General features: G+C 63.7%; 19 protein-coding genes. 12 read left to right on the top strand and 7 right to left on the bottom strand.

Annotated features, from left to right (window positions below; genetic code table 11):
* Nucleotides 1–2: 2 nt before the first annotated feature.
* Both ABD842_RS18240 and ABD842_RS18235 read right to left on the bottom strand, forming a co-directional pair.
* A complete protein-coding gene (locus ABD842_RS18240) occupies nucleotides 3–605 on the bottom strand; it encodes a DUF4136 domain-containing protein (protein WP_345117087.1) in 603 nt (200 codons plus the stop codon).
* A 146-nt stretch (nucleotides 606–751) separates the two neighbouring features.
* Nucleotides 752–2,629 (bottom strand): ABC transporter ATP-binding protein, encoded by a 1,878-nt coding sequence (locus tag ABD842_RS18235; protein WP_345117085.1) that lies wholly within the window; start codon nucleotides 2,627–2,629, stop codon nucleotides 752–754.
* Nucleotides 2,630–2,959: 330 nt separating this feature from the next.
* Here ABD842_RS18235 and ABD842_RS18230 point away from each other — a divergent pair, with 330 nt between their 5' ends.
* The 5 genes from ABD842_RS18230 (at nucleotide 2,960) to ABD842_RS18210 (ending at nucleotide 7,413) form a co-directional block, all read left to right on the top strand.
* Nucleotides 2,960–3,694 (top strand): DUF4328 domain-containing protein, encoded by a 735-nt coding sequence (locus tag ABD842_RS18230; protein WP_345117083.1) that lies wholly within the window; start codon nucleotides 2,960–2,962, stop codon nucleotides 3,692–3,694.
* A 153-nt stretch (nucleotides 3,695–3,847) separates the two neighbouring features.
* Nucleotides 3,848–4,102, top strand: a complete 255-nt coding sequence (locus ABD842_RS18225) for a hypothetical protein (RefSeq protein ID WP_345117082.1) — start codon at nucleotides 3,848–3,850, stop codon at nucleotides 4,100–4,102.
* 430 nt (nucleotides 4,103–4,532) lie between these two features.
* Nucleotides 4,533–4,952, top strand: coding sequence for an STAS/SEC14 domain-containing protein (locus tag ABD842_RS18220; protein ID WP_345117080.1), 420 nt, complete (start codon nucleotides 4,533–4,535; stop codon nucleotides 4,950–4,952).
* Between the two features lie 197 nt (nucleotides 4,953–5,149).
* Entirely contained in the window at nucleotides 5,150–5,869 is a 720-nt protein-coding gene (locus tag ABD842_RS18215) for a DUF92 domain-containing protein (protein WP_345117078.1), read from the top strand.
* Nucleotides 5,870–6,246: 377 nt separating this feature from the next.
* Nucleotides 6,247–7,413 carry a hypothetical protein gene (locus tag ABD842_RS18210; protein WP_345117076.1) on the top strand — a complete coding sequence of 389 codons (1,167 nt, stop codon included), beginning with the start codon at nucleotides 6,247–6,249 and terminating at the stop codon, nucleotides 7,411–7,413.
* 78 nt (nucleotides 7,414–7,491) lie between these two features.
* Here ABD842_RS18210 and ABD842_RS18205 read toward each other — a convergent pair whose 3' ends face one another.
* Nucleotides 7,492–10,446, bottom strand: coding sequence for a TonB-dependent receptor (locus ABD842_RS18205; RefSeq protein WP_345117074.1), 2,955 nt, complete (start codon nucleotides 10,444–10,446; stop codon nucleotides 7,492–7,494).
* Between the two features lie 206 nt (nucleotides 10,447–10,652).
* Here ABD842_RS18205 and ABD842_RS18200 point away from each other — a divergent pair, with 206 nt between their 5' ends.
* The gene (locus ABD842_RS18200) at nucleotides 10,653–11,474 is read left to right on the top strand and encodes a DUF547 domain-containing protein (protein WP_345117072.1); all 822 of its coding nucleotides are present in this window, start codon (nucleotides 10,653–10,655) and stop codon (nucleotides 11,472–11,474) included.
* 96 nt (nucleotides 11,475–11,570) lie between these two features.
* On the opposite strand, the gene ABD842_RS18195 is transcribed toward ABD842_RS18200, so the two are convergent.
* Together ABD842_RS18195 and ABD842_RS18190 are read right to left on the bottom strand one after the other, a co-directional pair.
* Nucleotides 11,571–12,185, bottom strand: coding sequence for a methyltransferase family protein (locus ABD842_RS18195; protein ID WP_345117070.1), 615 nt, complete (start codon nucleotides 12,183–12,185; stop codon nucleotides 11,571–11,573).
* A 133-nt stretch (nucleotides 12,186–12,318) separates the two neighbouring features.
* Nucleotides 12,319–13,029: a DUF305 domain-containing protein gene (locus ABD842_RS18190; protein WP_345117068.1), complete on the bottom strand. Its 711-nt coding sequence runs from the start codon at nucleotides 13,027–13,029 to the stop codon at nucleotides 12,319–12,321.
* Between the two features lie 349 nt (nucleotides 13,030–13,378).
* Here ABD842_RS18190 and ABD842_RS18185 point away from each other — a divergent pair, with 349 nt between their 5' ends.
* The 6 genes from ABD842_RS18185 to ABD842_RS18160 all read left to right on the top strand — a co-directional run bounded on the left by ABD842_RS18185 (nucleotide 13,379) and on the right by ABD842_RS18160 (nucleotide 23,662).
* Nucleotides 13,379–14,593: an MFS transporter gene (locus ABD842_RS18185; protein WP_345117066.1), complete on the top strand. Its 1,215-nt coding sequence runs from the start codon at nucleotides 13,379–13,381 to the stop codon at nucleotides 14,591–14,593.
* A 327-nt stretch (nucleotides 14,594–14,920) separates the two neighbouring features.
* The gene (locus tag ABD842_RS18180) at nucleotides 14,921–15,049 is read left to right on the top strand and encodes a hypothetical protein (RefSeq protein ID WP_345117064.1); all 129 of its coding nucleotides are present in this window, start codon (nucleotides 14,921–14,923) and stop codon (nucleotides 15,047–15,049) included.
* A gap of 172 nt (nucleotides 15,050–15,221) precedes the next feature.
* Nucleotides 15,222–17,270, top strand: a complete 2,049-nt coding sequence (locus tag ABD842_RS18175; RefSeq protein WP_345117062.1) for a transglutaminase domain-containing protein — start codon at nucleotides 15,222–15,224, stop codon at nucleotides 17,268–17,270.
* Nucleotides 17,267–19,204 carry a DUF3857 domain-containing protein gene (locus tag ABD842_RS18170; protein ID WP_345117059.1) on the top strand — a complete coding sequence of 646 codons (1,938 nt, stop codon included), beginning with the start codon at nucleotides 17,267–17,269 and terminating at the stop codon, nucleotides 19,202–19,204. The genes ABD842_RS18175 and ABD842_RS18170 overlap by 4 nt, the downstream gene beginning before the upstream one ends.
* A gap of 257 nt (nucleotides 19,205–19,461) precedes the next feature.
* Complete coding sequence (locus tag ABD842_RS18165; protein WP_345117057.1) at nucleotides 19,462–19,950, top strand: hypothetical protein; 489 nt, start codon at nucleotides 19,462–19,464, stop codon at nucleotides 19,948–19,950.
* A 130-nt stretch (nucleotides 19,951–20,080) separates the two neighbouring features.
* Nucleotides 20,081–23,662, top strand: a complete 3,582-nt coding sequence (locus tag ABD842_RS18160; RefSeq protein WP_345117055.1) for a reprolysin-like metallopeptidase — start codon at nucleotides 20,081–20,083, stop codon at nucleotides 23,660–23,662.
* Between the two features lie 567 nt (nucleotides 23,663–24,229).
* Here the strand turns inward: ABD842_RS18160 and ABD842_RS21240 are convergent.
* Together ABD842_RS21240 and ABD842_RS18155 are read right to left on the bottom strand one after the other, a co-directional pair.
* Nucleotides 24,230–24,448, bottom strand: coding sequence for a T9SS type A sorting domain-containing protein (locus ABD842_RS21240; RefSeq protein WP_425553206.1), 219 nt, complete (start codon nucleotides 24,446–24,448; stop codon nucleotides 24,230–24,232).
* A gap of 58 nt (nucleotides 24,449–24,506) precedes the next feature.
* Nucleotides 24,507–25,658, bottom strand: a complete 1,152-nt coding sequence (locus ABD842_RS18155; RefSeq protein WP_345117053.1) for an FG-GAP repeat domain-containing protein — start codon at nucleotides 25,656–25,658, stop codon at nucleotides 24,507–24,509.
* Nucleotides 25,659–25,789: the final 131 nt, after the last annotated feature.

Genomic DNA, 25,789 nt, shown 5'->3' with positions numbered 1-25,789 from the left:
GCTTAGTTCTGGGTGCTGCTCTCGTCGTTGCCCTTCAGGTAGCCTTCGGTGAAAATGCGGTATTGGTCGAATATGGAGCGCACTGACCGGCGCAGTACCACTTCGCCCTGCGGGCCCGCCGGCACCGTGACCCCGGAGGCGTAGCCGTTCCACACGGCCCGGTTGGTGCGGTTATCCACGAGGGTAACCAGCAGGGTACCTTCGGCCAGGACCATGCGCACGGGCTGGTAGCCTTGCCGCTCGCTTCTGGGGGTTTCATCATCCTCCACGCGCCCGTTGGTCACCCAGCGGGTCAAATCTTCCTGGGCGTAGCCGCGGAAGGCCATGTCGCCCTCAAAGAGCCGGAAGATAACCAGCAGATCCGGGCGGGTGCGGGCCGGGCGGTACCCCTGAATCTTCATCCGGGTGCGAATGGCGTCGCGCAGCACTTCCCCGAGCTTGCTCGTATCGGCCGAGATGCCGGCGCCCGTCACAAACTGGTAGGTCCGGTAGCGCTTGAAAGTGCCGGAATAGCTGTAGTCGGATTCGATGCGGGCCTCGCGGGAAGCAAAGCAGCCGGACAGGGCCAGCACCAACGCCAGACAAAACGGAACGGTCAGTTTCATACGAAGGAACCTAAGGGAGACACTCTTTTCAAGTTACGACATACTCGTACGTTATAGATTGATAGTCAGCCGAAAGGAGGTGTAAAATTTTGGTCTACCGGGCAAATCAGCCTGTGCGCCCCGCTTTTGCGCTTTTCCGCCCGGGGCTACTTGTAGCCTGCGGCCTGCAGGGCAAACAGCTCGGCGTAGCGGCCACCCCGGGCCAGCAGCTCCTCGTGGGAGCCAATTTCCACGAACTGCCCGTTTTCAATCACCAGGATGCGGTTGGCCATGCGCACGGTGCTGAAGCGGTGGGAAATCAGGATGGCGGTTTTGCCCTGGGTCAGCTCGGCGAAGCGCTGGAATACCTGGTGCTCGGCGCGGGCGTCGAGGGCGGCGGTGGGCTCGTCGAGAATCAGCAGCTGGGCGTCGCGCATGTAGGCCCGGCCCAGGGCTATTTTCTGCCACTCGCCCCCGCTCAGATCGACGCCCCCGGCGAAGCGGCGGCCGATGATCTGGTCGTAGCCATTGGGCAGCTTCTGCACCACCGTGTCGGCCAGACTCTGGGCGGCGGCCTGCGCAATGCGGGGCTGGTTGTCCTTCTCCTCGATGCGGCCCACGGCCAGGTTCTGCCCCGCCGAGAGCTGGAAGCGCACGAAATCCTGGAAGATGACCCCGATTTCCTGGCGCAGCTCGGCCGGATCGTACTCGCGCAGGTCGTGGCCGTCGAGCAGGATGCGGCCCTCGGTGGGGTCGTAGAGGCGGCTGAGCAGCTTGACGAGCGTGGTTTTGCCGGCCCCGTTCTCGCCCACCAGCGCCAGCTTTTCGCCGGCCTGCAGCTCAAAGTTCAGGTGGCGCAGCGCCCATTTCTCGGTGTTGCGGTATTTGAAGCCCACGTTTTCGAAGCGGAAGCCCTGGCGGATCGGGTGCGGAAACGGGCGCACCACGTGGGCCTCGTCGCGGATGATGCGGGGCTTGAGGTGGAAAAAGTCGAAGAAGTCCTGCAGGTAGAGCGCGCCGTCGGCCACCGAGCTAAACCGGCTCAGGATGCTTTCGAGCAGGCCCCGCATCCGGGCGAAGGAACCGGCCAGAAACGTGAGCTGGCCGATGGAAATCTGCCCGCGCACGGCCTGGCTGATGATGTAGACGTAGGCCGCGTAGTAGCCCGTGGCGCCCACGCCGGCGAAGAACGTGCCCCAGCCCGCCCGCCGGATCACGAGGTCCTTGTTCTTGCGGTAGAACTCATCCGACAGCAGCCGGAACCGGTCGATGAGAAAGGGCGAGAGGCCGAAGATCTTGACTTCCTTGGCCGTCTCGTCGGAGGCGCCGGTCTGGCGCAGGTAGTCGAGCTCCCGGCGCTCGGGCGTCCAGCCGTGCACCAGCGAGTAGCTGCGCTCGTTGAAGTGCGACTCGCCCAGAAACGCCGGAATCACGGCAACCAGCAGCAGCAGCAGCAGCCACGGATTGAACGCCACCAGCCCGACGGCCAGAAACGCCATCGTAATAGCATCCTGCCCCTGGCTGAGCACCTGGGCCATGAGCACGGTGCGCGAGAGCGTCTGGCGGCGGGCCCGCTCGAGCTTGTCGTAGAAGGTGCTGTCCTCGAACTGGTCGAGGTCCAGCTCGGCGGCGTGCTCCATCAGGCGCACCGAGGTGCGGTTGGCAAACAGGTCGCCGAGCAAAGAGTCCAGCAGCGCCACGCCCCGGCCCAGGGCATCCGACAGCACCGCGAGGCCAAATTCCAGGGCCACCAGCGTCAGGACGGGCGTAAGCAGACGGTCGGCGGCGGGCTGGCGGCTGAGCTGCACCACCGCGTCGAGGATGAGCTGGGCCACGTAGAGCATGGCGACGGGCAGGGCCGCCCGCAGCAGGCGCAGGGCCACGTTGCCCAGCGTGAGGCCGGGGCTGGTCTGCCAGATCAGGCGCAGAAACTCGGGCAGGTTGCGCAGGGCCGAAAACCGCTCCCGCACCGAAACGGCGGGCTTGCCGTCGGGCTGGGGCTTTTTGGCGGAAATCGAGTTGAATAAGTCAGAGTACCAGGGCATAGGCGCGGCCTACGGCATACTTCGGGCCGGAGTCAGGGGGCGGCCGTTTTGGCAGGGAGGAGTTGGGGGAATGGTGTTATCTTGCCCGGATTAAGGGTTATTCCATCGACCAAAATATCCCTTTAAACCAAAAGTTTATAACGTTATGACTGATAACTATTGACTATGGACCTGGGCTTTGCTGCTTTTGCTGAATGGGTTGCTCACACGTCATCTGACAACCATTGGACAGCCGGAACACCTAGCAGCCGAAGACCCCGCTGATGCTGGGGCTGCTCAGGGGCAGCTAGTAGTACGATTTATCGCTCAACACGTCACCATTCCCAACCTTTGCAATACCCCTACTTCCTCGATAACCGTCAGCGCATGCGCTTTGCCCAGGGTGCTCAGTACGCCCGCGGCATAATGGCTCTCTTGTCCTTGGTTTCTTATGGGATGCAGTATCAGATGATCCGGCACGTCCAGCAGGGCGGCACCCTTACCCCGGGATCTGGCCACGCCAATGATTTGCGGGTGGAAATCCTTGAGTACGTCCAGTTCGGCGTCATGCTGCTGGCACTGGTCGCCTTGGCCCTATGGATGTACCGCGCCTACCACAACGTACATCAGCTGCCCCTGGCTCGGCCCCAATACAGCACAAGCATGGCCGCCTGGGGCTGGGTTATCCCCATCATGAACCTCTGGCTCCCCTATCGTATCATGCAGGACATCGGGCGCTACACGGTCCGCACGGCCCACTCTGCCCAGCTTGCTACACCGGCTCGATTTCGCAACGCCGCGGCTGTCTGGTGGACCTTCCACATAGGGCTGCTCATTATTTCTCGTGTCAATGCTGCCTTTGCCCGGGCCGAAGACCCTACCATTGAGCAGCTCTTACGCAACACGCAGATGATGATGGCTACCCAAGTCTTTATCCTGTTTAGCTTTATGGCGGCCTTGGCTATGCTCCGCGCCATCGCGCGCCATGAGCAGGACCTGCTGGCTGCCGTTTCATTCCCGCCGAATACCCGTGGCACTGATTATGGCGGAGCGCCCACCGCTGATGCTGAGGCTGCTCAGGGGTAGCTAGTAGTACGATTTAACATACCTTTCAACCCTGTTCTCCTGTAGCGGTTTTGCGAATGGTGAACCGGGCCCGTGCTCATCGTCCGCGCCGCGGGCTGCTCAACAACGAGACGCGAATACGCGTCTCTACACCGTTCACGAACCTCCTCTGCTATGCTTTCAGGTAAAGACTACTCTCAAATGACCCTTGAAGAAGTAGTGTCAGAGGAGAAAAAACTGAAGTCCCAGAAAACCACAACCGCCCTGTTCATAGGGGTGTTGATTGGCATTGCGGTCTGGTCTGCCACCCATAAGGGGTTTGTCCTGCCGGTTATTCTGCTGATTTCTGCTTTTCTGATTGGCTACAGAAATTCGCAAAACCTGAAGAGCGTCCAGGCGGAAATAAGCCGCAGGAATACGGTTGGGTAAGTAGCCCACTGTGGGCCGGTTTCGGTCGACAGGCATACCCTGCTGTACACGACGTTGGAGAGTACCCCAACGGGTGCGGGTTTCGCGACGTCGCAGTTGCGGCCGGGGCTTCTTCGTGCGTGGGCCCCGGGCGGTCTTTTGGCTTCGCGCCTCAAGCGAAACGGGGCTGGGGGTAGGGTTCAGCGAAGCAGTAGAGATGCTTCGGCTGCGCGGACGCCAGATAAGGCAGGACCGTTCTTTTTTGCTGCTTTCAACTACCTGTCCACGCACCCTAAAGCACGCTCCGGACCGGAGTCGGGGGGCGGCCGTCTTGGCAGGAACAGGCAAAAAAAAGCTCCGTTAGTTTTGCGCCGGGTGGGCCCGCGCGGTATTTTTACCGACCTTCCCGGCCGGCTTCCAGCCAGCAGTCCAGCTCTCCAGCCCAGCTCCCATGTCCACAGAATTAAAGAACGGCTTCGGCAAAGTCTACCTCACCACCAACTATGACGCGGCCAACCAGTGGGTTTACAACAACTGGATTGGCTACCAGACCTATACCGGCATCACTGCTGGGGCCGATGCCTGCCTGATTCCTTTGCGGGAAAATCAGTGCGCCTACCTGCTCAACGACAACCGCCAGGTTATCGGGCCCTGGGACCACGCCGTGGAGTGGATTGTGACCAACTGGGCCGACCGCGCCAGCGAGCAGGGCCTCACCCACTTTGCCCACGTTGCCAGCCCCGACTCCCTGGCGGCGCACTCCGCCGAAGCCATGCACCTGGGTATCGGCGGGCGCCTGCAGATGCGCATGTTCAGCGACTTTGCCGAGGCGCAGGCCTGGCTGCGGGCGGCCCGGCAGGGGGCGGCGTAAATCAGCCCCCGCCGTAAAAGCGGCACCACTGCTCCTGCTTTGGCTCGTCCTGCCGTATCACCCGTGGCCAGCGCGGCGGCCAGCCCTACTTCTTTGGCGGGAGGGTTAGGCGGCCGTTGGGGGTTTTGTAAAAGCCAGGCACCCTGGCCCCGCAAGAGTCGGCGTTGCCGATACGCTGAGAACATTCCCTTGCCCTGATGACTACGACGCTTCGCTTCGGGCTTATTGTGCTGCTGCTCGGCCTGGGCATGGCCTACAGCGCGCGGGCCGGCAAGCTCACTACGGCCGGAGTCTGGACCGGCGGCGTGCTGGGCTTGCTGATCTTCCTGGGCAGTGGCTTTGCGGGGGTGGGCCTGCTGGGCCTGTTCTTTGGGCTGGGCTCCGCCGCCTCCGCCTGGCAGGTAGCCGATAAGCGGCGGCTGGGGCTGGCCGAAGCCAACAAGGGCCGCCGGACCGCCGGGCAGGTGCTGGCCAACGCCGGCGTGGCGGGCGTGCTCGGGCTGGCCGGCTGGTACTGGCCCGCCCAGGCGTCCCTGGCCCAGCTCATGTTGGCGGGCAGCTTTGCCGCCGCCACGGCCGATACGCTGTCTTCCGAGCTGGGCAACATCTATGGCCGGCGCTACTACAACATGGTCACCTGGCGGCCCGATGTGCGCGGGCAGAATGGGGTAGTGAGCGTGGAGGGGACGCTGCTGGGCCTGGCGGGCAGCGCCCTGGTGGCGGGAGCCTACTGCGTGGCCTTCGGGTGGGGCCCGGCCTTCGGGTGGCTGCTGGTGGCGGGCACGGCCGGCAATCTGGCCGACTCGCTCATCGGAGCCACGCTCGAACGACGCCACTACGTTACGAACAACGTCGTCAACCTGCTGAACACCCTGGTCGGCGCCCTCACCGCGGCGGGCCTGGCCCTGCTGCCCTAGGCTGCGTAGAGGGCAAGGAAAAAGGCCGTCCGTCATGCTGAGCGAAGTCGAAGCATCTCGCGTGGCGTCGTTGGATTACTATTCATACGTCAGCACGCGAGATGCTTCATCCCTGGCTTGATGCGCCCCATGCCCGGCCTGACGCTCTTTTCGGTTCCTGCCCCCACACCCTAGTACCCGGCGGGGGTGGTAAGCCCCGGGGCGGGGGAATCCGACCTATCCTTTCCTCCGTATTCCCTCTGACCCCGATCAACGCGCCGCGCTGGCCGGGGCCGCCGCTTGCCTCCCTCCTCATCCTGCCTGTTGCGGCCAGGCGCTACCCTGAACAGCGGCCCGCTTTGCAGTGCCTCATTCTCCGTTTTACCATCTTCTCCACCATGCAGCTTCAGGAAGTCGTAACCGCTGGCCAGGCCCGTGAATTTCTCGAGTTTCCGGTTCGCCTCCACCAGGCCGAGCCAAACTACGTGCGGCCCCTTGACCGGGATATTGAGACGGTATTTAACCCGGCCAAAAACAAGTACTTCCGTCACGGTCAGCTGATTCGCTGGCTGCTGCTCGATGCTGCCGGGCAGACGCTGGGCCGGGTGGCCGCTTTCGTCAATGAGCGGACGGCCCATACGTTCGCCCAGCCCACGGGCGGCATGGGCTTTTTTGAGTGTATTGATAACCAGCAAGCCGCTACCGTGCTGCTCGACGGCTGCCGGCAGTGGCTGCAGGCCCGGGGTATGCAGGCCATGGACGGCCCCATCAACTTCGGCGACCGGGACCAGTGGTGGGGCCTGCTGACTGACAACTTCGGCCCGCCGCTCTACACCCAGAACTACAACCCGCCCTACTACCGCCGCCTGCTCGAAACCCACGGCTTCCAGCTCTACTTCAAGCAGTTTACCTACTTCCGCAAGGTAGCTGCCCCACTTACGCCCGAATACCAGGAAAAGGCGTCCATTCTGCTCAACAACCCCGATTTCACGTTCGAGCACCTGCGGGTGCAGGCCCTGGGCAAATACGCCGAAGACTTCCGGCAGATCTACAACAAGGCCTGGGTGAAACACGACGGCGTGAAGGAGATGACGCCCGAGCAGGCGGCCAACATCATGCGCAAGCTGCGGCCCATCATCGACGAGAAAATCTGCTGGTTTGCCTACTACCACGGCGAGCCGGTCGGCTTCTTCATTGCCTTACCCGAGCTCAACGAGCTGTTTCGCTACGTGGGCGGCAACCTGAACTGGCTGGGCAAAGCCAAATTTGCCTGGTACCGCTGGCGCGGGGCCGTGCGGACCATGACCGGCATTGCCTTTGGCATCGTGCCCGAGCACCAGCGCAAGGGACTGGAAATGGCCTTTATCCTGGCTGCTTCCAAAACCGTGCAGGACACCAGCAAGGTGCACTACGAGGACTTTGTCATGAACTGGATCGGCGACTTCAACCCCAAGATGATGCGCGTGGCCGAAAACATCGGGGGCGAAATCTGGCGCACCCACGCCACCTTCCGCTACCTGTTCGACCGCCATCAGCCCTTCGAGCGGGCCCCGATAATCGACTAAGTCCAACCCGGGCTATAAGACCACAAAAAAGCCCCTTGCCAATCGGCAAGGGGATTTTTTGTGGTACTGTCGGCGCCCTTAAAAGGAGTAGGCGACGCTGGCCGTGATGTTGCGCGGCAGAATGGGCCGGGCCAGGTTGTAGGAGTTCTCGGCGCGGGTCTTGCCGTTGGTGTCCTGGCCGTTGATGTATTCCTTGGAGAAGTTGTCGCCGTTGCGGGCCGCCGCGTCGCCGAAGCCAATGGTGTTGAACAGGTTCGAGCCCTGCACCCGCAGCTGCAGGCCGGTGAGGGCCTTGTCGAAGTCGTAGGCTACGCCGCCAAACACCACCCCGTAGCTTTGCAGCAGAATGTTGTTGCGCTTGGTGGCGAACCGCTCACCAAACCAGCGGTAGTTGCCGAACACGTTGAAGCCGTGGTAGGTGTAGTCGGCGCCGCCTTCGAGCAGCACGTCGGGAGTGTCTTCGAGCTTGTTGCCCTTCAGGTTCACAAACTGCTGCTTGGTAGGAGTTCCGGCAGTCTGCTTATCCGGGTCGAGGGGCACGAAGATGTTGAAGTCGAGGTAGCGCGGGCGCTGCACCGTGCCGATACCGCGCAGGGTGAGGCCCTGCACGGGCGAGTAGGTGGTTTCCAGCTCCAGGCCCAGGTTGTCCACGTCGCCGCGGGTTTGCACCAGGCCCAGGCCGAAGTTGGGGTCCGAAATCTGCACCGTGACGGCGATGTTGGTATTACGGCTGTAAAACGGCACTACGGCCAGATTCACGCGGCTGGTCGATACTTTCAGGCCGGCTTCGGCCTGCAGCACGCGCTGAATTTCGCCGCGCACCGTCACGTCGGGCTGGGTGCGGTCGGTGGAATACGCGAACTGGTCGTTGGACGGCGCCACGCCCGAATTGCTGTAGCGGGCGTACGTGGCCAGCTGGTCGGAGAACTTGTAGTTGGCTCCCAGCGAGTAGTTGAAAGTGCTGAAGTTGAAGTCCCAGCTGCGCACATCCGCCGTGTTCTGCAGAAAGCGGTTGTCGTAAAAAGTGCGGTACTGGCCGTCGAGGCCGCCGTTGGAACCACCAAAGCCGTTGGCGGCCGTGGGTGCGCCCACGAAGGGCGTGAACCGGGCCTCGGGGTTAACCAGGATGGCCGTCTTGGGCGCGCTGCCTTCGGCGTGGGTGGTTTCGAGGCGAATGCCGCCGTCGAGGCGCAGCTTGCTGGTGGCCTGCCACTGGTCGCCGGCGTAGTAGCTCAGCACCTGCGTGGTGTTGGTCGAGTTGAACAGCAGGCCGTCGCCAAAGCTCTGGAACAGGAAGCCGTCCTTGGTCACTTCAATCGGCAGGCCCCCGAACAGCGCCCCCTGGGTGGGGATGCGCACGTTGAGCAGACGCGGGCGGTTGGCCACTTCCTGCAGCACCAGGTTGTAGCTCAGGCGCTCCTTGATGGTGTAGCGGCTGGCGTAGAATCCGCCCGTGAGCTGGTGCTGGCCCACCGTTTTTTGCAGCTTCAGGTTGTTGATGGCGTTGGTGGCCGGCTTGTCGTCGGGGAAGATACCGGCGATGTTTATCAGCCCGTTGCCGTTAAGCGTGGCAATGTCGATGGGCGTGTTGGTGGGGTCGTTGGCAAAGGAGAAGACCGGCGTGCCGGCACCCAGGCCCCGCAGGGCGGCGTAGTTGGCGGCAAAAGCGGTGCCCGGCAAGGGAGCACGCACGTCGTACACGCCGTCGGTGCTCAGGTTGGCATCGAGCAGGCGGGCATTGTCGGTGAGGGTAAAGCCGTTGCCCAGATCAAAGAACACCTCCGACGAGACGGCTTTGTAGCGGGTGTGCTGACCGTCGGCCAGATCCCGCGTGAGGGCGCCCTGGCCGTTGTTGAACGGGTTTGGAATGGTGGTAATCTGCTGGTGCTGCGAGAGCATGGTGCCGCGACGGAAGTCGGGGCCGCCCGGAATCTGCTCGGGGTTGTTCAGGTTTTGGTAGGGAATGCTGGTGTAGTAGGCGACCCGGTCGTTGAGGTATTTGCCGTACACCCGCACGTAGCCGTTTTTCAGGTTGTAGGTCACGTTGGCTTTCACGCCGCCGCCCACGTTGGCCGGGAAGCCGGCGTAGCGCGTGCCCACATCGTAGCGGTAAAACCCGCCGATGTTGAAGCGCAGGGCCGTGCCCGCAATGGGGCCGCCCACGTTGGCGTCGAGCCGCTGCAGGCCCGCGAGCTGGGCGGCGCCGGTGCGGTCGGAGCTAAAGCCCTGGTCGCCGCCGGTCAGCCGCACGATGCCGTGAATTTTGTCGCCGGTACCGGTTTTGCTCAGGAAGTTGACGATGCCGCCGGGCGCGTTGTTGGCCGTGATGCCCGCCGAGCCGCCGCGCAGCACCTCGAGCCGGTCGATGGTTTCGTCGACGCGGAAGTGAATATCGGACTTGGCGAAGGTGAGCGAGCCAACTTCCAGAATCGGCAGGCCGTCTTCCATCAGCTGCAAAAAACCGAAACCCGACTCGGCATTCACCGGCAGGCCCCGGGGCGACACGGAGTTGGCCGCTTCGCCGCCGTCGGAGTTTACCCGGAAGCCGGGCACGGCCATGAGCAGGTCGGCGGTGCCGCGCGAGACGCGGTTCTGAATCTGCCGGTTGTTGAGCGTGGTGACGGCCGTAGCGCTTTCCAGCTTGCTCTGCGGGTTGAAGTTACCCGTTACCACCACGGCATCCATCAGCAGCGGGTCCTGGGCCAGGGAGGCGTTCAGCGTAGCGGCGGCCCCACCCTCGGCGGCGACGGTAACGGACTGGCTGCTGGCCTTGAAGCCCAGATACGACACCGTCGCGGTGTAGGTACCGGCCGGGACCGTCAGCGAAAATGCGCCGTTACGGTCGGTCGCGGTACCGATCCGGCCGGGGTTGAGCACCACCGTGGCGCCGGCCAGCGGCTGGCCCTGCGCATCGGTGATGATGCCCGTAACCGGGCCGGGTGCCGTGCTCTGCGCATAAGCGGCCGGCGCCAGCGCGCACACCACTGCTGCCGCGGGCACGAGGCGCCCCAAGAAAGTAGCGTTTGGAAACATAGAAAGAGAGTAGAGGAGTCGCAAATGTAGCCATTCAGCCGAATGACCGTACCGAACTACGGGCTGGCTTGCCGCCCGGTTTGGGCGCCGGCTAAAAACCCGGGAAACCCGAACCCAGGACCGGCGGCATCCAAACCAAAAGCAAGTGCGTAGGTTTGTGAGTCTTCAGATTCCGACCATTTTCCACGCCGCCTTCGCGCCTGCTCATGAACCCGTCCTCCCGCTTCTCTTTCTCTCCCCTGCTGCTGGCGTTGGCACTGCTGGTATGGCCACTGGTGGGCAGCTGCCAGTACCTGCGCTACGTAAAGGACCTGAACCCCACCATGGCCGGCACCAAGCCCGTCGACCACGCCCCGTTTGATGCGCTGCTCAAAAAGTACGTCGACAGGCAGGGCATGGTGAACTACCGCGCTTTTATGGCCGATTCCACGAAGCTGAGCGCCTACCTGACCACCGTGAGCAACACGCTGCCCAACGAGCAGTGGAGCAAAAACGACCAGCTCGCCTACTGGCTCAACGCCTACAATGCCTTTACCATCCAGCGGGTGCTGCGCGGCTACCCGGTAAAAACCATCCGCCAGCTCGGCGGCGACAAAACCCTGGTAAACACCGTTTGGGACCAGCGCTTTATCCGGCTGGGCAAAGACAAGGACAAATACTGCCTCAACGACCTGGAGCAGCGCCTGATCCGGCGCAAGTTCAGCGGTGAGTACCGGGTGCATTTCGCCCTGGTCTGCGCGGCCATTTCGTGTCCGAAGCTGCGCAGCGAGGCATACGTGGGCAGCCGCCTCAACCAGCAGCTCGAAGACCAGTCCCGCGACTTTGTCAATGACCCGGGCAAAAACAAGCTCACCCCGGCCAACGCCCCGCAGGTGTCCGAAATCTTCAACTTCTACCCCGGCGACTTCAAGAAGGACGGCAACACCCTGCAAAAGACGCTCAATAAGTACTCGGCCAGCCAGAAGGTGACTGCCGATGCCGAACTGAAGTACCTGCCCTACAACTGGTCGCTCAACGAGCAGAAGTAACGCCTGCCGTAACCACCAGCCCCCGGTTGTGCTTCGCTTCAGCGCTGCGCAGCCGGGGGCTGGTGGTTACGGGGGGGGGTCCGTGATTTCAGGTCGTCAGTCCGGCAATGGGCCGGGTGCGGTGGGCCGCCATTTCAGCGGCAGCAGCTGCGGCACGCGGGCCTGGTAGCGCGCGTACGCGGCCCCGAACCGCTGGCGCAGCTTCCGCTCTTCCAGGCGGGTGCCCACCAGCAAATAGGCCAGGTTGCAGCCCACAAAGACACTGCGCACATACGTGGGTGCCAGCAGCCAGAACCCCAGCAGCCCCAGCAGCAGCCCCAAATAAAGCGGGTGGCGCACCACGGTGTTGAGGCCCCCGGTCCGCAGGGGTCCGTCGGCGGCGGCCGGACCGCGCCGGATGTAGGCCCAGCCGGCAAATTCGGCCAGGTCGTACCCCCGCAGGGCGGCCACGGCCACGAGCAGGCCCAGCCCCAGCAGCGCGTAGCCCAGCACGAGCACCGGCTGGGGCGGGCTGAACAGCCGGGTTTCGGGCAGCTGGCTCTGGTAGCGAAACAGGAGCAGAAACCCCCACACCGACACCTGGTTGTAGGCCAGCCGGTAAAAGCGCGCCGCCCGGGGCAGGCGCCGGGCCACGGCGTCTTTAAGCCACGTGGTGGCCAGCAGGCTGTGCAAGCCGAAGTAGACAGTCCAGAAAAAGGCGAGTAGCAGCAAGCGCGTAGCAAGGTAAGCCCGGCCAACGCTGGCCGGGTAGCGGGCAGAGGTACGCGCTGGGCCGGCTGCTTGGTTTGGGGGGCGCGCCGGGCAACCGGCGCCGGGCCCGGCGAAGTTACTTTTCCCGGCCCTCCTACCCGGCCGGGCGGGCCGTTGGCTTGCTGGCGCTGGAAGCCGGCCACTGCTCGAACTGCTGGAGCTCGTTCTGCCGGGTGTCAATCAGCTGCTGGGCCATTTCCCTAAGCTTGGCGTCGCGGCCATACGCCAGCTCAGCCTTGGCCAGGTCGATGGCGCTCTGGTGGTGCGCTACCATCAGCAGGGCGTAGTCGGCGTCGATGCTGCCGCCGGGCAGGCCTAGGTTCATCATCCGCTCCAGGGAGCTTTTCATCAGGCTGGTAAACGGGTCCGGCGCGGCGGCAGACGGGGAGGTGGCGGGAGCACCGTTGAGGCGGGCAGCACTGGCTTTCAGAGCCTGGAGCTCCTTTTTCTGGTCGGTGCTGATTTTCCGGGCCAAGGCCCGCAGCCCAGCGTCCTGACCGTGCCTGAGCTCCAGAGCCGACAGAGCTACCGCGCCCCGGTGGTGCGCCATCATCACGTGGGCAAAGTCGGAGTCGGCGTTGCCGGTGGGCTTGACGGCCTCCATGTCTTGCAGCATAGTGCTCCTCACGTTCATCAGGCCCCCAGCACCGGGGGCTGGATTGGTCCGGGAGTGGTTCATGCCGGCCACGTCACCGCCGGCCGGTTCGGTGGTAGCCGTCGAGCCGGCCGCCGGGTCACCGTTGCAGGCCGTCAGCAGCCCGGTGGCGGAGCCGAGCACCGCAAGAAAAAAAACGAGCTTCTTCATGGAGGGGAAGTTACGTCAACAAGGCCCGGCGGCCGCTAAAAGCTGCTGGCCCCTGGTAAGCTATCCGTACCTTTGCCGGGCGGGCCGCACCTGGCCGGCGCGGAGCACCGGACGTACCACTGGAGGCACAACACCTTCGCGGCGCGTACGATTTTCCCCCGGGGCATTCCACTCCCGCTGCTGATGACAACCGGTTATCCGGCCGAATTCAACTTTACCCATTACCCGGGCATCACTGAGGCCAAGCTGCCGGCCGCCTCCCTTGCAACCGCCGAAAGGAGGCATAAAAAGGGGCAAGCCGGTAGTATTTTCGGCCTCGCTGCGCCCCGTCTGATACCCAGGAAGTCCCTTGAACAGCGTACAAAACGACATTCTCCCTCCTGCAACAGGCCAGATTTATACTGCCGGCTTCTGGCTGATGTGCCTGAGCTCGTTTCTGTTTTTCATGAGCTTCAACATGCTCCTGCCCGAGCTGCCCGACTTTCTGACGCGGCTGGGCGGGGCGGAGTACAAGGGGTTCATTATTGCCCTGTTCACGCTCACGGCCGGCCTTTCGCGCCCCTTCAGCGGCAAGCTGGCCGACACCGTGGGCCGCATTCCGGTGATGGTGTTCGGCTCCCTGGTTTGCTTTATCTGCGGCTTTTTCTACCCCTGGGTTTCCACCGTAGTCGGGTTTCTGGGGCTGCGGCTGCTGCACGGCTTCAGCACCGGCTTCAAGCCCACCGGCACGGCCGCCTACATTGCCGACATCATTCCGTACGAGCGCCGGGGTGAGGCCATGGGCCTGCTGGGCGTGGCCGGCTCGCTGGGCATGGCCGCCGGGCCGGCGCTGGGGCCCTACATCACGGCGGCCACCTCGCTCAACACCTTGTTTTACTGCTCCTCGGGCCTGGCGCTGCTGAGCCTGGCCGTGCAGGGCACCATGACCGAAACGCTGCCCGCAACCCAGCGGCAGCGTTTTAGCTGGCGCCTGCTGCGCCTCGACTGGACCGAGGTGCTGGAGCCGCGGGTGCTGGGGCCGGCGGTGGTTACGCTGCTGTGCCTGTTTCCGTTCGGGGCCATTCTCACCGTCATTCCCGACCAGAGCCAGGTGCTGGGGCTGCAGCCGGCCGAGAAAGGCCTGTTTTTTACCTGCTTCACCTTGTCGTCGCTGCTGGTGCGGCTGGTGGCGGGCCGCGCCTCCGACCGGTACGGCCGGGTGCCTATTCTGCGCATCTCCACGGTGCTGCTCACCTTGTCGCTGCTGCTGCTCACGCTGGCCCACACCAAGCCGGTTTTTCTGGCGGCGGCCCTGCTGTTCGGCCTGGCCTCGGGCCTGAACTCCCCCACGCTCTACGCCTGGACCATCGACCTGAGCCACCCCGCGCGCCGGGGCCGGGCCGTGGCCACCATGTACATTGCCCTTGAGGCCGGCATCGGGCTGGGCGCGCTGCTGGCGGGCTGGATTTTCCACAACACCGCCGCCAACCTGCCTTACGTGCACGCGCTTAGCACGGGCACCACGCTGCTGGCGCTGGCCTATCTGCTGTGGGGCGTAAAAAAGCCGGCGGGCCACGCCGCCTAGCCCGCGGCCGGCAGCCCCTGGCCGAGTAGGTTGGCCCCGGTTTTTTCGCCGGTTTTGAAGAATACTCGGCGGCCGGCAGCTGTTGTGCTCGGCCCTGATCTACCTGAACCTGCTGCGGCAGTTCCTGGACCGCACCAACCCGTTTGAGCACGCTGAGCGGCAGTACCCGGTCAGCTTCGGCATGGCCCGCGGGCAGACGGCGGTGCTTACCGTGCTGCTCCCTGCCGGCTTCACGCGGCAGGAAGCGCTGGCGCCGCTGGCGCTGGCGCTGCCCAACGGCGGCGGCCGTTTCTCCTGTATCAGTTCAGCCAGCCTACGCCCCAGTCGGTGCAGCTCACGGCCCGGCTGCAGCTGCTCAAGCCCGAGTATTCCCCGGCCGAGTATGCGGCCCTGCGCGAACTCTACCAGCGGGCCCTGGCCAAATCGGCCGAGGTGCTGGTGCTTCGCCGCCAGTGAGTTAGGCTGGATTTTATTTTTCCTGCCGGCGGCGGTAGCCTCCGGGAAATTGTGCAATTTTAGCTTTCCAATCATCCGTGTTGTTCACAACTATCCCTTATCTGATTCTTCGCCTCCACTGTTAGATAGCCCCTGGGGAAAAGTTGAGCGGATAGTATTTCTTACTTTTTTTATGACTCCAACGCTACTGCGTCGGCTGGCGCTGCTGGTTATCTGCGGCGCGGCCTTTACCCCGGCTTTCAGCCAGGAGGCCCCTATCAAGTTTGGCAAAATCGATGAGCGCGACCTGACGGGTGCCAACTTCGTGGCCGACAGCGCCGCGGCAGCCGTTATCCTCTGCGACTACGGCCGCTCCCACTTCGAGTACATCGACGGGGACTTTCGCATTCTTTTTGAGCGCGTTACCCGCATCAAGATCCTGAAGAAGTCGGGCTACGACTGGGCCACGGTGAAGGTTCCGCTGTATCATAAGGAGCGGAACGCCGAAAAGCTGACCGGCCTGAAAGGCTTCACCTACAATCTGGTCGATGGCCATATGGTCAAGGAGAAGCTGCCCACTGAAGCCATCTTCCGCGACGAGGCCACCGCCAACGTTACGGTACGCAAGTTTACGCTGCCCAACGTGCGGGTAGGTTCCATCATCGAGTATTCGTACCTGGTCACCTCCGACTTCCTGTTCAACTTCCAGGACTGGCAATTTCAGCACGAGATTCCGGTGCGCTGGAGCGAGTACCAGGCGACCATTCCCAAGTACTTCGACTACAAGACCCTGATGCAGGGCTACGATGCGCTGGCGCTGAACGAGCACACGGAGGGCGTGATGCAGGCCGCGCTGCGCGAAAGCGGCGGCACCTCGGGCTCGGGCTTCGCGACCCAGCGCGTGGCGGGCTCCACTACCATGGTCCAGGTGCCCACCAAGATTCACCGCTGGGTGATGAAAGACGTCCCCGCCTTCCGGGATGAGCCCTACATGACTTCCTACAAGGATTACGTCGACCGGATTGATTTTGAGCTGGCCGGTATCCGCTGGGAAGGGCAGCCTTATCAGCCCGTATCGAATACGTGGGTGCAAATCGACAGGGAGCTGCTCACCGATGACAACTTCGGCGCCCAACTCAAGCGCGGCAGCTTCATGAAAGACCAGCTCACGCCGCTGCTGGCCAAGGAAACCGATCCGGCCGCCCGCGTAGCCGCTATTCACGCCCTGGTGCGCAAGTCGGTAAAATACAATGGCACGGACCGCCTGTACACCGCCGGCACGCTGCGCCACGCCTACGACGTGCACACCGGCTCGGCGGCCGATGTGAACCTGCTCCTGATTGCCACGCTGCGCGAGGCGGGCCTGACGGCCAACCCCGTTATGCTCAGCACCCGCGACAATGGCATGATCAATACCGACCTGCCCCTGGTGTCGAAGTTCAACTACGTTATTGCCCACGTCAGTCTGCCCGACGGCAAGGAAATGCTGGTCGATGCCACCGAGGAGTTGCTGCCCTGCGGCACGCTGCCCCAGCGCTGCCTGAGCCGCACGGGTCGCCTGGTCATGCCCAACCCCGAAGAGTCGCGCTGGGTTGATCTGAAGCCAACGCAGCGCTACCTGGAATACCGGCAGATTCAGCTCACGGTTGATGAGCGCGGCGGCATCACCGGCAAGGTGCACCAGGAACACGGCGGCTACTCGGCCCAGCACGAGCGGGAATTACTGCAGAAGCAGGGCGAGAAAAAATATATCGAACAGCTGGCCAGCGCCCACGAAGGCTGGTCCATTCCCAAGTTCGCCTTCAAGGAGCGCGAGCAGCTGCCCAAGCCCCTCACGCTCGACTACGAGTTTGCCTCGGCCGGCGCCGACGGGCCGACCAGCACGATTTACCTGAGCCCGCTCCGCTCGTTCAGCGACGAGAAAAACCCGTTTCGCCACGAGGAGCGCCTGTTTCCCGTCGACTTCGGCGCCCAGGTCGACGAAACGGTGATGATGACCATCACCCTGCCCGCCGGCTTTGTGGCCGAGGAGCTGCCCAAGTCGGCCCTGGTGGATCTGCCGGAGGATGGCGGCCGCTACTCCTACACCATCGTGCCGGGCGAAAACGCCATTCAGATTGTGAGCCGGATGTCCTTGCGCAAGCCGTTTTACTCGGCCGAGGAGTACGCTTACCTGCGCGAGTTCTACAACCGCATGCTGGCCAAGCAGGCCGAGCAGATCGTGTTGAAGAAGAAATCATGAGGCGGCTCCTGCTTCTGGCGGCCAGCGCCTGGCTGCTCGCCTCCCCGGCTCAGGCCGGGGGCGGCCTGCCCAAATACCCGGTGTCGGCGGTGCCCGCCGCCCTGCGCGAAAACGCCCACGCCATCATCCGCCGCCACGAGGAAACCCTGCTGGTAAAATCGGTGGGGCGCACCGTGGAGACGGTGCATCAGGTGACGACCATCCTGGACGAAAACGGGGCGCGCTGGGCCACGGAGATGGTGTATTACGACCAGCTCAGCAGCGTCAGCTACCTGCGCGGCGCCGTCTACAACGAGGCGGGCCTGCTGCTGCGCCAGCTCCGGGCCGGCGACGTGGGCGACATCAGCCTGTCGGATGGCTTCAGCCTGGCCAGCTCCGGCCGGGGCCGCGTCGTCGACCTGCGCCAGCCGACCTACCCCTACACGGTCGAGTTCGAGTACGAGGTCGTGTCGAATAATCCGCTGTTCTACTCCTCCTGGTACCCGCAGCCCACCGACCAGCTGTCGGTCGAGCAGGCCTCGTTCCGGGTTCTGACGCCCGCGGAGCTGCCGCTGCGCTACCAGGAGCGGCACCTGCCGGCCGGCGTCACGCTGGCGCGCAGCCAGCAGGCCGCGCTGGAGGTCTACCAGTGGGAGGTAACCAACCTGGCCGCCATCGAGGAAGAGCCCGACAGCCCGCCCATCTCCGAGTTTACGCCCTCGGTGCTCACGGCCCCGACCAGCTTCGAGGTGCAGGGCCACGCCGGCAACCTGAGTTCCTGGCAGGGCCTGGGCCAGTGGAGCTACGACCTGAACGCCACCCGCGACGTGCTGCCGCCCGAGCTCACGGCCCGCGTTGCGGCGCTGGTGCAGGGCGAAGCCGACGAGCGGGTGCGCATCCGCAAAGTGTACGAGTTCCTGCAGGCCAACACGCGCTACATTTCCATTCAGCTGGGCATCGGGGGCTGGCAAACCTTCCCGGCTTCCTCGGTGGCCGCCAATGGCTACGGCGACTGCAAAGCCCTGAGCAACTACTGCATGGCCCTGCTGAAAGCCGCCGACGTGACGGCCTACTGCGCCCTGGTCCGCGCCGACGAGCCCGATATCCGCACCGAGTTTCCCAGCAGCCAGTTCAACCACGTCGTGCTGTGCGTGCCCCTGACCCGGGCCGCCCGCCCCGATACCGTGTGGCTGGAATGCACCAGCCAGACCAACCCCTTCAACTACATGGGCAGCTTTACCGGCAACCGCCACGCGCTACTCATCACGCCCACCGGCGGCAAGCTGGTGCGCACGCCCCGCTACGGGGCCCAGGAAAACCAGCGCACCCGCCGCACCGACGTGTACCTCGATGCGCTGGGCAGCGCTACGGCCACCATTCAGACCCGCTGCACCGGCCTTGAGCAGGAACGCCTGCACAGTCTGCTGAACGGACTGTCGGCGGCCGAGCAGAAAAAGAAAGTTGGGGACGCGCTGCCGCTGAACAACTTCAGCATCACCAAATTCAGCCTGACCGCCAACACCCGCGCGGCCCTGCCGGCCATGAACCAGACGCTGGGGCTGACGCTGCCCACCTTCGCCACCACCAGCGGCAAGCGGCTGTTTCTGACGCCCAACCTACTCAGCCGGCTGCCGGCGCTGCCCGCGGCCGTGGGCGAGCGGCAAACCGACATCTGGCTGGATCAGGCCTTCTCCCACGCCGATACCGTGCGCATTCACGTGCCCGCCGGCCTGAAGCCCGAAGCCCTGCCCGCCCCCGTAAAGCTGACGACCGCCTTTGGCACCTATTCCAGCCAGCTGCACACCCTGCCCGACGGCACGCTGCAGTACGTGCGCCGGCTTATCATGCCCCGCACCCGGTTTCCGCGCACCGATTACCCGGCCTACCTGGAGTTCCGCCGCAAAATCGGGTCGGCCGACAAGGTGCAGCTGGTCCTGCTCAAAACGGAAAGCTAACGCGACGCGCACTGCCAGCCGGCTCCTGACAGCCTCCCGTGAAGCCCACGGGAGGCTGTTGCTTTTGGGGCTGCTCGTAAGGATCGGAGACGCCGCCGGCAGATTTCTGGCGGGATTATCGCACCTTCCGCGGTGCCGCAGCCGCGGCGGGCTCAGGTACCCTAACTTCTATGACGATGACCTCCCTCCTACTTTTCGTGCTGCCTGCCCTGCTGGCGTGCTCCGTACCCCCACCTTCCCGGTCTGCCCCACTGCCCATGCCCGACTCCTCTGCGGCGCTGGCGCCGGCCGGATTCTGGCGGGAGCTGCCGGCGGCCCAGGTGCGGCGCCTGGGCAAGCCCCGCCTCACCCCGACGCGCTACCGGGTGCTGGCCCTGGACCTGCCGAAACTGAAGAAGGCTCTGGCCGCCGCCGATCAGACGAGCGGCCCCAACCTGCTGCTGCCCCTGCCCAACGGCTCCCAGCAGGCCTTTCAGATGCGGGCCAGCAGCGTGCTGACCCCGGCCCTGGCCGCCAAATACCCCGAGCTGCGCACCTACGCCGGCCAGGCCGCCACCCCCGCCGACTACGTCCGGCTGGAAATAACGCCCGCCGGCCTGCGGGCCATGCTGGTGTGCCTGGGCCGCACGTACCTGATTGAGCCCTACCGCTCCGGCGACACCCAGCATTATCTGTGCTTCGACAAAGCCGCCCTGCCCGCGGGCAGCAAGCAGGCTTTTGAAATCAAGGGCGGCCCCGTCCGCTGAGCCCCGGGCGCGAGTCAGGGATATAATCACCTGATTTCATCGGTGATTGGAAAAATGGTAGCTGAAAATCTTATCTTGGAGCCTTCATCCTGATTCGATTTTCACCTACCATTTTTCCTACTCCACCTTTATGGTTTCAACCTTTACAAAAGCGTTGCGCACCTGGCAGCCAGCTTTGCTGGGCGGCTTGTTGTTCGCAGCGGCTGGGGCGCCGCATCATGCAGCGGCCCAACGGGTACTCTGGGCCGATGCGGCCCAGGCCCCCACGGCAGCTCGCCAGACCATGGCCCGCCTCCGCCAGTTCCGCCCCATTACGGTGCAGCTGGACGCCATGCGCAGCACGCTGGCCCAGGCACCCGCCGAGCAGAGTGCCGGCGCCCGCCACTCCAGCACGGTTGTTTCGCTGCCCCTGCCCGATGGTACTTCCCAGCGCTTCCGCGTGGTAGAAGTGCCGGTGATGGAGGCCGCGCTGGCCGCCCGCTACCCCATGATTAAGACCTACGCCGCGCAAGGCATCGACAACCCGGCGGCCACGGCCCGGCTCGACGTCACCCCGGCGGGTTTCCACGGCATGATCATGCTGGCCGGCCGCACGGTTTACATTGACCCGGCCGCCAACGGCGACACCGAGCACTACGTCGTGTTCGATAAGCAGACCATGAACCAGAAAGGGTTTACGTGCCTGAACTCTGACGCGCAGGACGTAAACGTGCCCCAGCCTTCGGCCTTCCAGCGGGTACCCAACGGCACCCAGCTGCGGACCTACCGGCTGGCCATGGCCTGCACCGGCGAGTATGCCGTGGCGGTCTGTGCCCCGGCAGCAGCTACCAAGGCCCTTACGCTGGCCAAAATCGTAACCTCCGTCAACCGCGTCGATGGCGTGTATGAGCAGGAAGTGGCCGTGCGCATGGTGCTGGTAAACAACACCGACCAGATCATCTACCTGGAAGGTGCCACCGATCCTTACACCAACAACAGCGGCTCGGCTATGCTGGGCCAGAACATTACTACCCTCAACTCGATCATCGGGTTTACCAACTACGACATCGGCCACGTGTTCAGCACCGGCGGCGGCGGCGTAGCCTATAAGCCTTCGGTCTGCCTGACCCAAAAGGCGGGCGGCGTAACCGGCCTGCCCAACCCCGTGGGTGACGCCTTCGACATCGACTACGTAGCCCACGAAATCGGCCACCAGTTCGGCGGCGACCATACCTTCAACAGCAACTCGGGCAACTGCGCCGGCGGCAACCGCGCCGCGGTGTCGGCCTACGAGCCCGGCAGCGGCGTGAGCATCATGGCCTACGCCGGCATCTGTGCGCCCCAGGATCTAGGGCCAAACAGCATTCCTTACTTCCACTCCCGCAGCTTCGACCAGATTGTGGCGCACATCACGGGAGCAGGCAACTGCGGCGTGGTAACGGCTACCAACAACAGCGCTCCGGTGGTAAGCGCGGGGGCCAACTACGTTATTCCCTTCAAGACGCCCTTCACCCTGACGGGCTCGGCCACCGACCCCGAAAGCGACCCGCTGACCTATTCGTGGGAGCAGTACAACCTGGGACCCACCGGCGACCCACGCACGCCCACCGGCGACGCGGCCATCTTCCGGATGTTCACGCCCAAAACTTCGCCGGCGCGCACCTTCCCCAAAATCTACAACCTGATTACCAACACTGATACCATCGGGGAGCAGCTGCCGACGTACGCCCGCAAGCTGATTTTCCGCCTGGTGGCCCGCGACAACCGGGTCAATGGTGGCGGCGTGGATTACGACTCGATGAACGTTGCCGTCGTAGCGACGGCCGGCCCGTTCCTGGTCACGTATCCCAACACGTCCGGCGCTTCTATCTCCTGGCTGGCCGGTACGCCGCAGGAAGTGAGCTGGGACGTAGCCAACACCACGGCGGCCCCCATTAACGCGGCCAACGTGGACATCCTGCTGTCTACCGACGGTGGGCGCACCTACCCCACCACGCTGCTGGCCGGTACGCCCAACGACGGCGTCCAGACGGTTACGCTGCCCGTCACCCAGGCGGCTACGGCCGCGGCCCGCATCAAGGTGCAGGCGTCAGGCAACGTGTTCTTCGATATTTCCAACCAGAACTTCGCCGTGCGCGCCGTCACTGGCCCCACCTTCTTCCTCACCTCCTCCACGGCTGGTGGCGGGGTGCCTTCCATCTGCCCCGGCAACGCCACGTCCATCAACGTAGCCGTGGGTCAGCTGCAGGGCTTCACCGGCGCCGTCGCCCTGTCGGCGGCTAACCTGCCGACGGGTCTGTCGGTGTCCTTCACCAACCCCACGGTCAATGCCGGCAGCTCTACGCAGGCAACCATCACGGCTACCACCGCCGTGGCTTCGGGCAGCTACGTTATCAACCTCGTCGGTACCAGCGGCAGCATCACCCAAAGCCAGTCGGTGCAGGTAGTAGTGCGGCAGGCGGCTACCGCCGCGGCCATCCCGGTTTCGCCGGCTGGCGCGAGCCGTACTTCCACGCGGCCCCGCTTCACCTGGAATGCCGTAGCCAACGCCACGTCGTACGAGGTGCAGGTGGCTACCACGGCGGCCTTCACCACGCCGATCCTGACGCAGGCCGGTATCACGGGCACCACCTTCACGCCCTCCACGATACTGCAGCCCAACACCACCTACTTCTGGCGGGTACGGGCCATCAGCCCCTGCGGCACGGCGCCCTTCTCGGCGGCCACGCAGTTCCAGACCGGCATTCAGGCCTGCAACACGATTGTAGCCACCCAGGTCCCGCGCGTTATCCTGTCGAGCGCCAACAGCAATGTTACCTCGACTATCACGGTAACCAATACGGATCGGGTTTCGGACATCCGCCTTCGTAACCTGGCCATCACCCACCCGAACGTGGGCGAGCTGGAAATCACCCTGACCAACCCCAATGGCCGGTCGGTAGTACTGCTTTCGCGCGCCTGCGCCGGCACGGCCGATATCAACCTGAGCCTCGACGACGCGGCTACGGCCTCGCTGCCCTGCCCACTCTCGGGGGGCGGCACGTATAAGCCGGCCAACCCGCTGGCCGCGCTGATCAATGACAACGCCAATGGCAACTGGGTGCTGAGCATCAACGACAATGCCGCTGGCAACGGCGGTACGCTCACGGGCTGGAGCCTGGAGCTGTGCACCGTCGGTGACGTGCCGGCCATGCCTTCGTCGCTGACCATCATCCCCGATCCGTTTGTGAACGGCAGCAGCCAGCACATCCTGACCTGGTACGATAACTCGACCAACGAAACCCGGTTTGAAGTGGAGCGCTCGTTCAACACGAACACCAGCTACCAGCCCCTGACCACTACCGGCACCAACGAGTCGAATACGGTGACCAGCGTATCGGTCAGCGGCCGCTACTACTACCGCGTACGGGCCTGCAACGCCGTAGGCTGCTCTGAGTACGCAACGGAAGCCACCATTCTGGGCAACCGCAATGCGGAGCTGCTGAAGGGCATTGCCGTGTATCCAAACCCGAGCACGGGCATCTTCAAGGTGAACGTGGACAACGGGCAGCGCGGCAACATCACCCTGCGCGTCACCGACGTGCTGGGCCGCACGGTCGCCACCGAAACCATGGTGAAGGGCGCCGCCGCCCTGCAGCAGCAGCTCGACCTGAGCAAGCTCAGCAGCGGCGTCTACCAGCTCCACCTCGACCTGCCGAACGGCACGGCCGTAACGCGCCTGATCAAGCAGTAACCCGCTGCCTGCCTGACGCCTGAAAAGGGCGGCTCCTTTCGGAGCCGCCCTTTTTTTATGAGCCTGCACCCGGAAACCCAAGCGCTGCCCCAGGAAAGCAGGGCCAGCCGGCCGGCGTGACGGCCCCACGGCTCCTCCCCGCTGCTGCCGGTAAAGCGCAAGAGCTGGCCCCGACAGCCGCAGGCAGATCTGACCGACGAACCGACCCTAACTTGAGCCTGGACAAGCAGATGCTGCAGGACGTGCTCAAACAACCTTCTGAAGCCCGTACCGCCAGGCACGCGAATCAACGCTCAACACCTGATCGAGGCCTACCGCCTGTCCACCCGCCGGGCCTGCCAGCTCGTCTCGCTGCAACGCTGCAGCTGGTACACCGGCCGCGGGAGCTGGCCCAGGGGCGCGTCGCGTCGGCTGCCAGCGCCTGTTTACGCTGCTGCGGCGGTAAGGCAGGCCCGACCAGCATACGCGCGTCCATCGCCTCTACTGCCTGGAGGCACTGCATTTGCGCAGCAAACGGCCCAAGCGCAGCCGTGGAACCACTACTCCTCCGTAGCCTCTCGGTTGAATCTACTCCAGCACGAGTCGCTGGGTGGCGCTGCGGGCTCCAGCTTGCAGACGAGCTACGTACAGGCCCCGGGGCAGATGCGCTACCGAAAAACTGCTTTCAGCAGCGGTAAGCGTTTGCTGCAGCACGGTGCGGCCCAGTCCATCGAGCACCGTCAATACCAAGGGTGCAGACGGTGCTGGCTGGAACACAGTCAGCCGGTCAGTAGCCGGATTGGGCACGAGGGCAACTCCAAGGAGAGTACTAGGCCGCGTCGCAGTGGGCTGCACTTGGCTCAGGTTACAGAAGATCCGAACGGTATGATCCCCGGCGCAAGGGAATGAGAATATCTGTCACCCGGTCCCCGTTCACATCGGCTAGCCGCAAGGCATCCGGGTTGGGACCAAGGGGAAATATAACCGGTGTAGCAAAGCGAGGCGGACCAGGCAGCAAGGTGTTGCGGTAAACCAGCAGCTGCGTATCCGTGGTGACAATCAGCTCAGCGGCACGGTCCCCATTGAGGTCCGCCAGCAGCACGTGCCGCGGGGTGGCGGACATAGGCAAAATGAGGGGTGTCGTGTATTGCAACGGAGCCGTCCGCAGAAAGACAACCACTGTATTCGAGCCGCTGTTGGCTACGGCCAGATCCGGGTAAAAGTCCAGATTGATGTCGCCGGCGGCGGCGCTACTGGCCCCTGTGCCAAGACTGGGTATATTGATCGGAGGGGCTAACCAGAATTCGGCCTGCATAATACTGTGTTGCATTATGCGGATCTGGTTGTAGAGCGGCATGGCAACCAGAGCATCCAGATCCCCGTCCTGATCTAAGTCCGAGAGTTGAATATTGGCCGGCAGGTCCAGCGTAGTTTGCCTAGCTATTTGCTCAACTACCCCATTGCCCCGGTGAGCATACGCAAAGACACCGGCCAGAATCTCCCGGTCATTCGTCATAGCCAGGTCAATCAGCCCGTCCCCATTGAGGTTGCCAGCCTGGAGGCGTGGCGAAACGCTAGGGTAGGTCGAAGCAAAATTAACTGCAAGTGAAGCGGTCAGCGCGCCGGGCTGGGTCAACGAATTGGTAAAGGCCGTGATGTGCCCATCCGGGCCGCTGACGGTGAACAGGTCATCCAGGTAGGCATTGGGATTATTCACGTCCAACGACACCGCCACCACGCTGCTAGGGGACGTGCCCGCTGCGTAAGTCCTCGTGGCCGTGGCCGGAAAGCCCGATGCCGTTTGCTGGAAGATGGCCAGCTGGTTGAGGCCTCTTTGCGTGACGGCCAGATCCGGGCGCTGGTCGTGGTTGAAGTCCGCAACGGCCACGTCACTCGGAGCCGCCCCAAGGGGTAAGGCAAGTGTCGACGCCTGTAGGCTGATGGGTGGGTTTTGCTGTTGAGCGAAGCCCGGCAAGGCGAGTAAGGCGGCAAAAGTAAGGAACAAGCAGTACTTCATGATGCTTTATTTTTTAAACCATCTACTTATAGCGGATTCGTGAACAGTTCATCCCTATTTGGCGGATAGCCGTAGCCAGTAAGATGAATCCCTATTCGCTTGATTTACGCACCCGCGTGGCGGCGGCCTGT

This window comes from Hymenobacter algoricola, assembly GCF_039539525.1.
Lineage (GTDB): Bacteria > Bacteroidota > Bacteroidia > Cytophagales > Hymenobacteraceae > Hymenobacter > Hymenobacter algoricola.
Note: the sequence above shows the minus strand (reverse complement) of the source record. Positions and strands in the feature narration are given on the sequence as shown.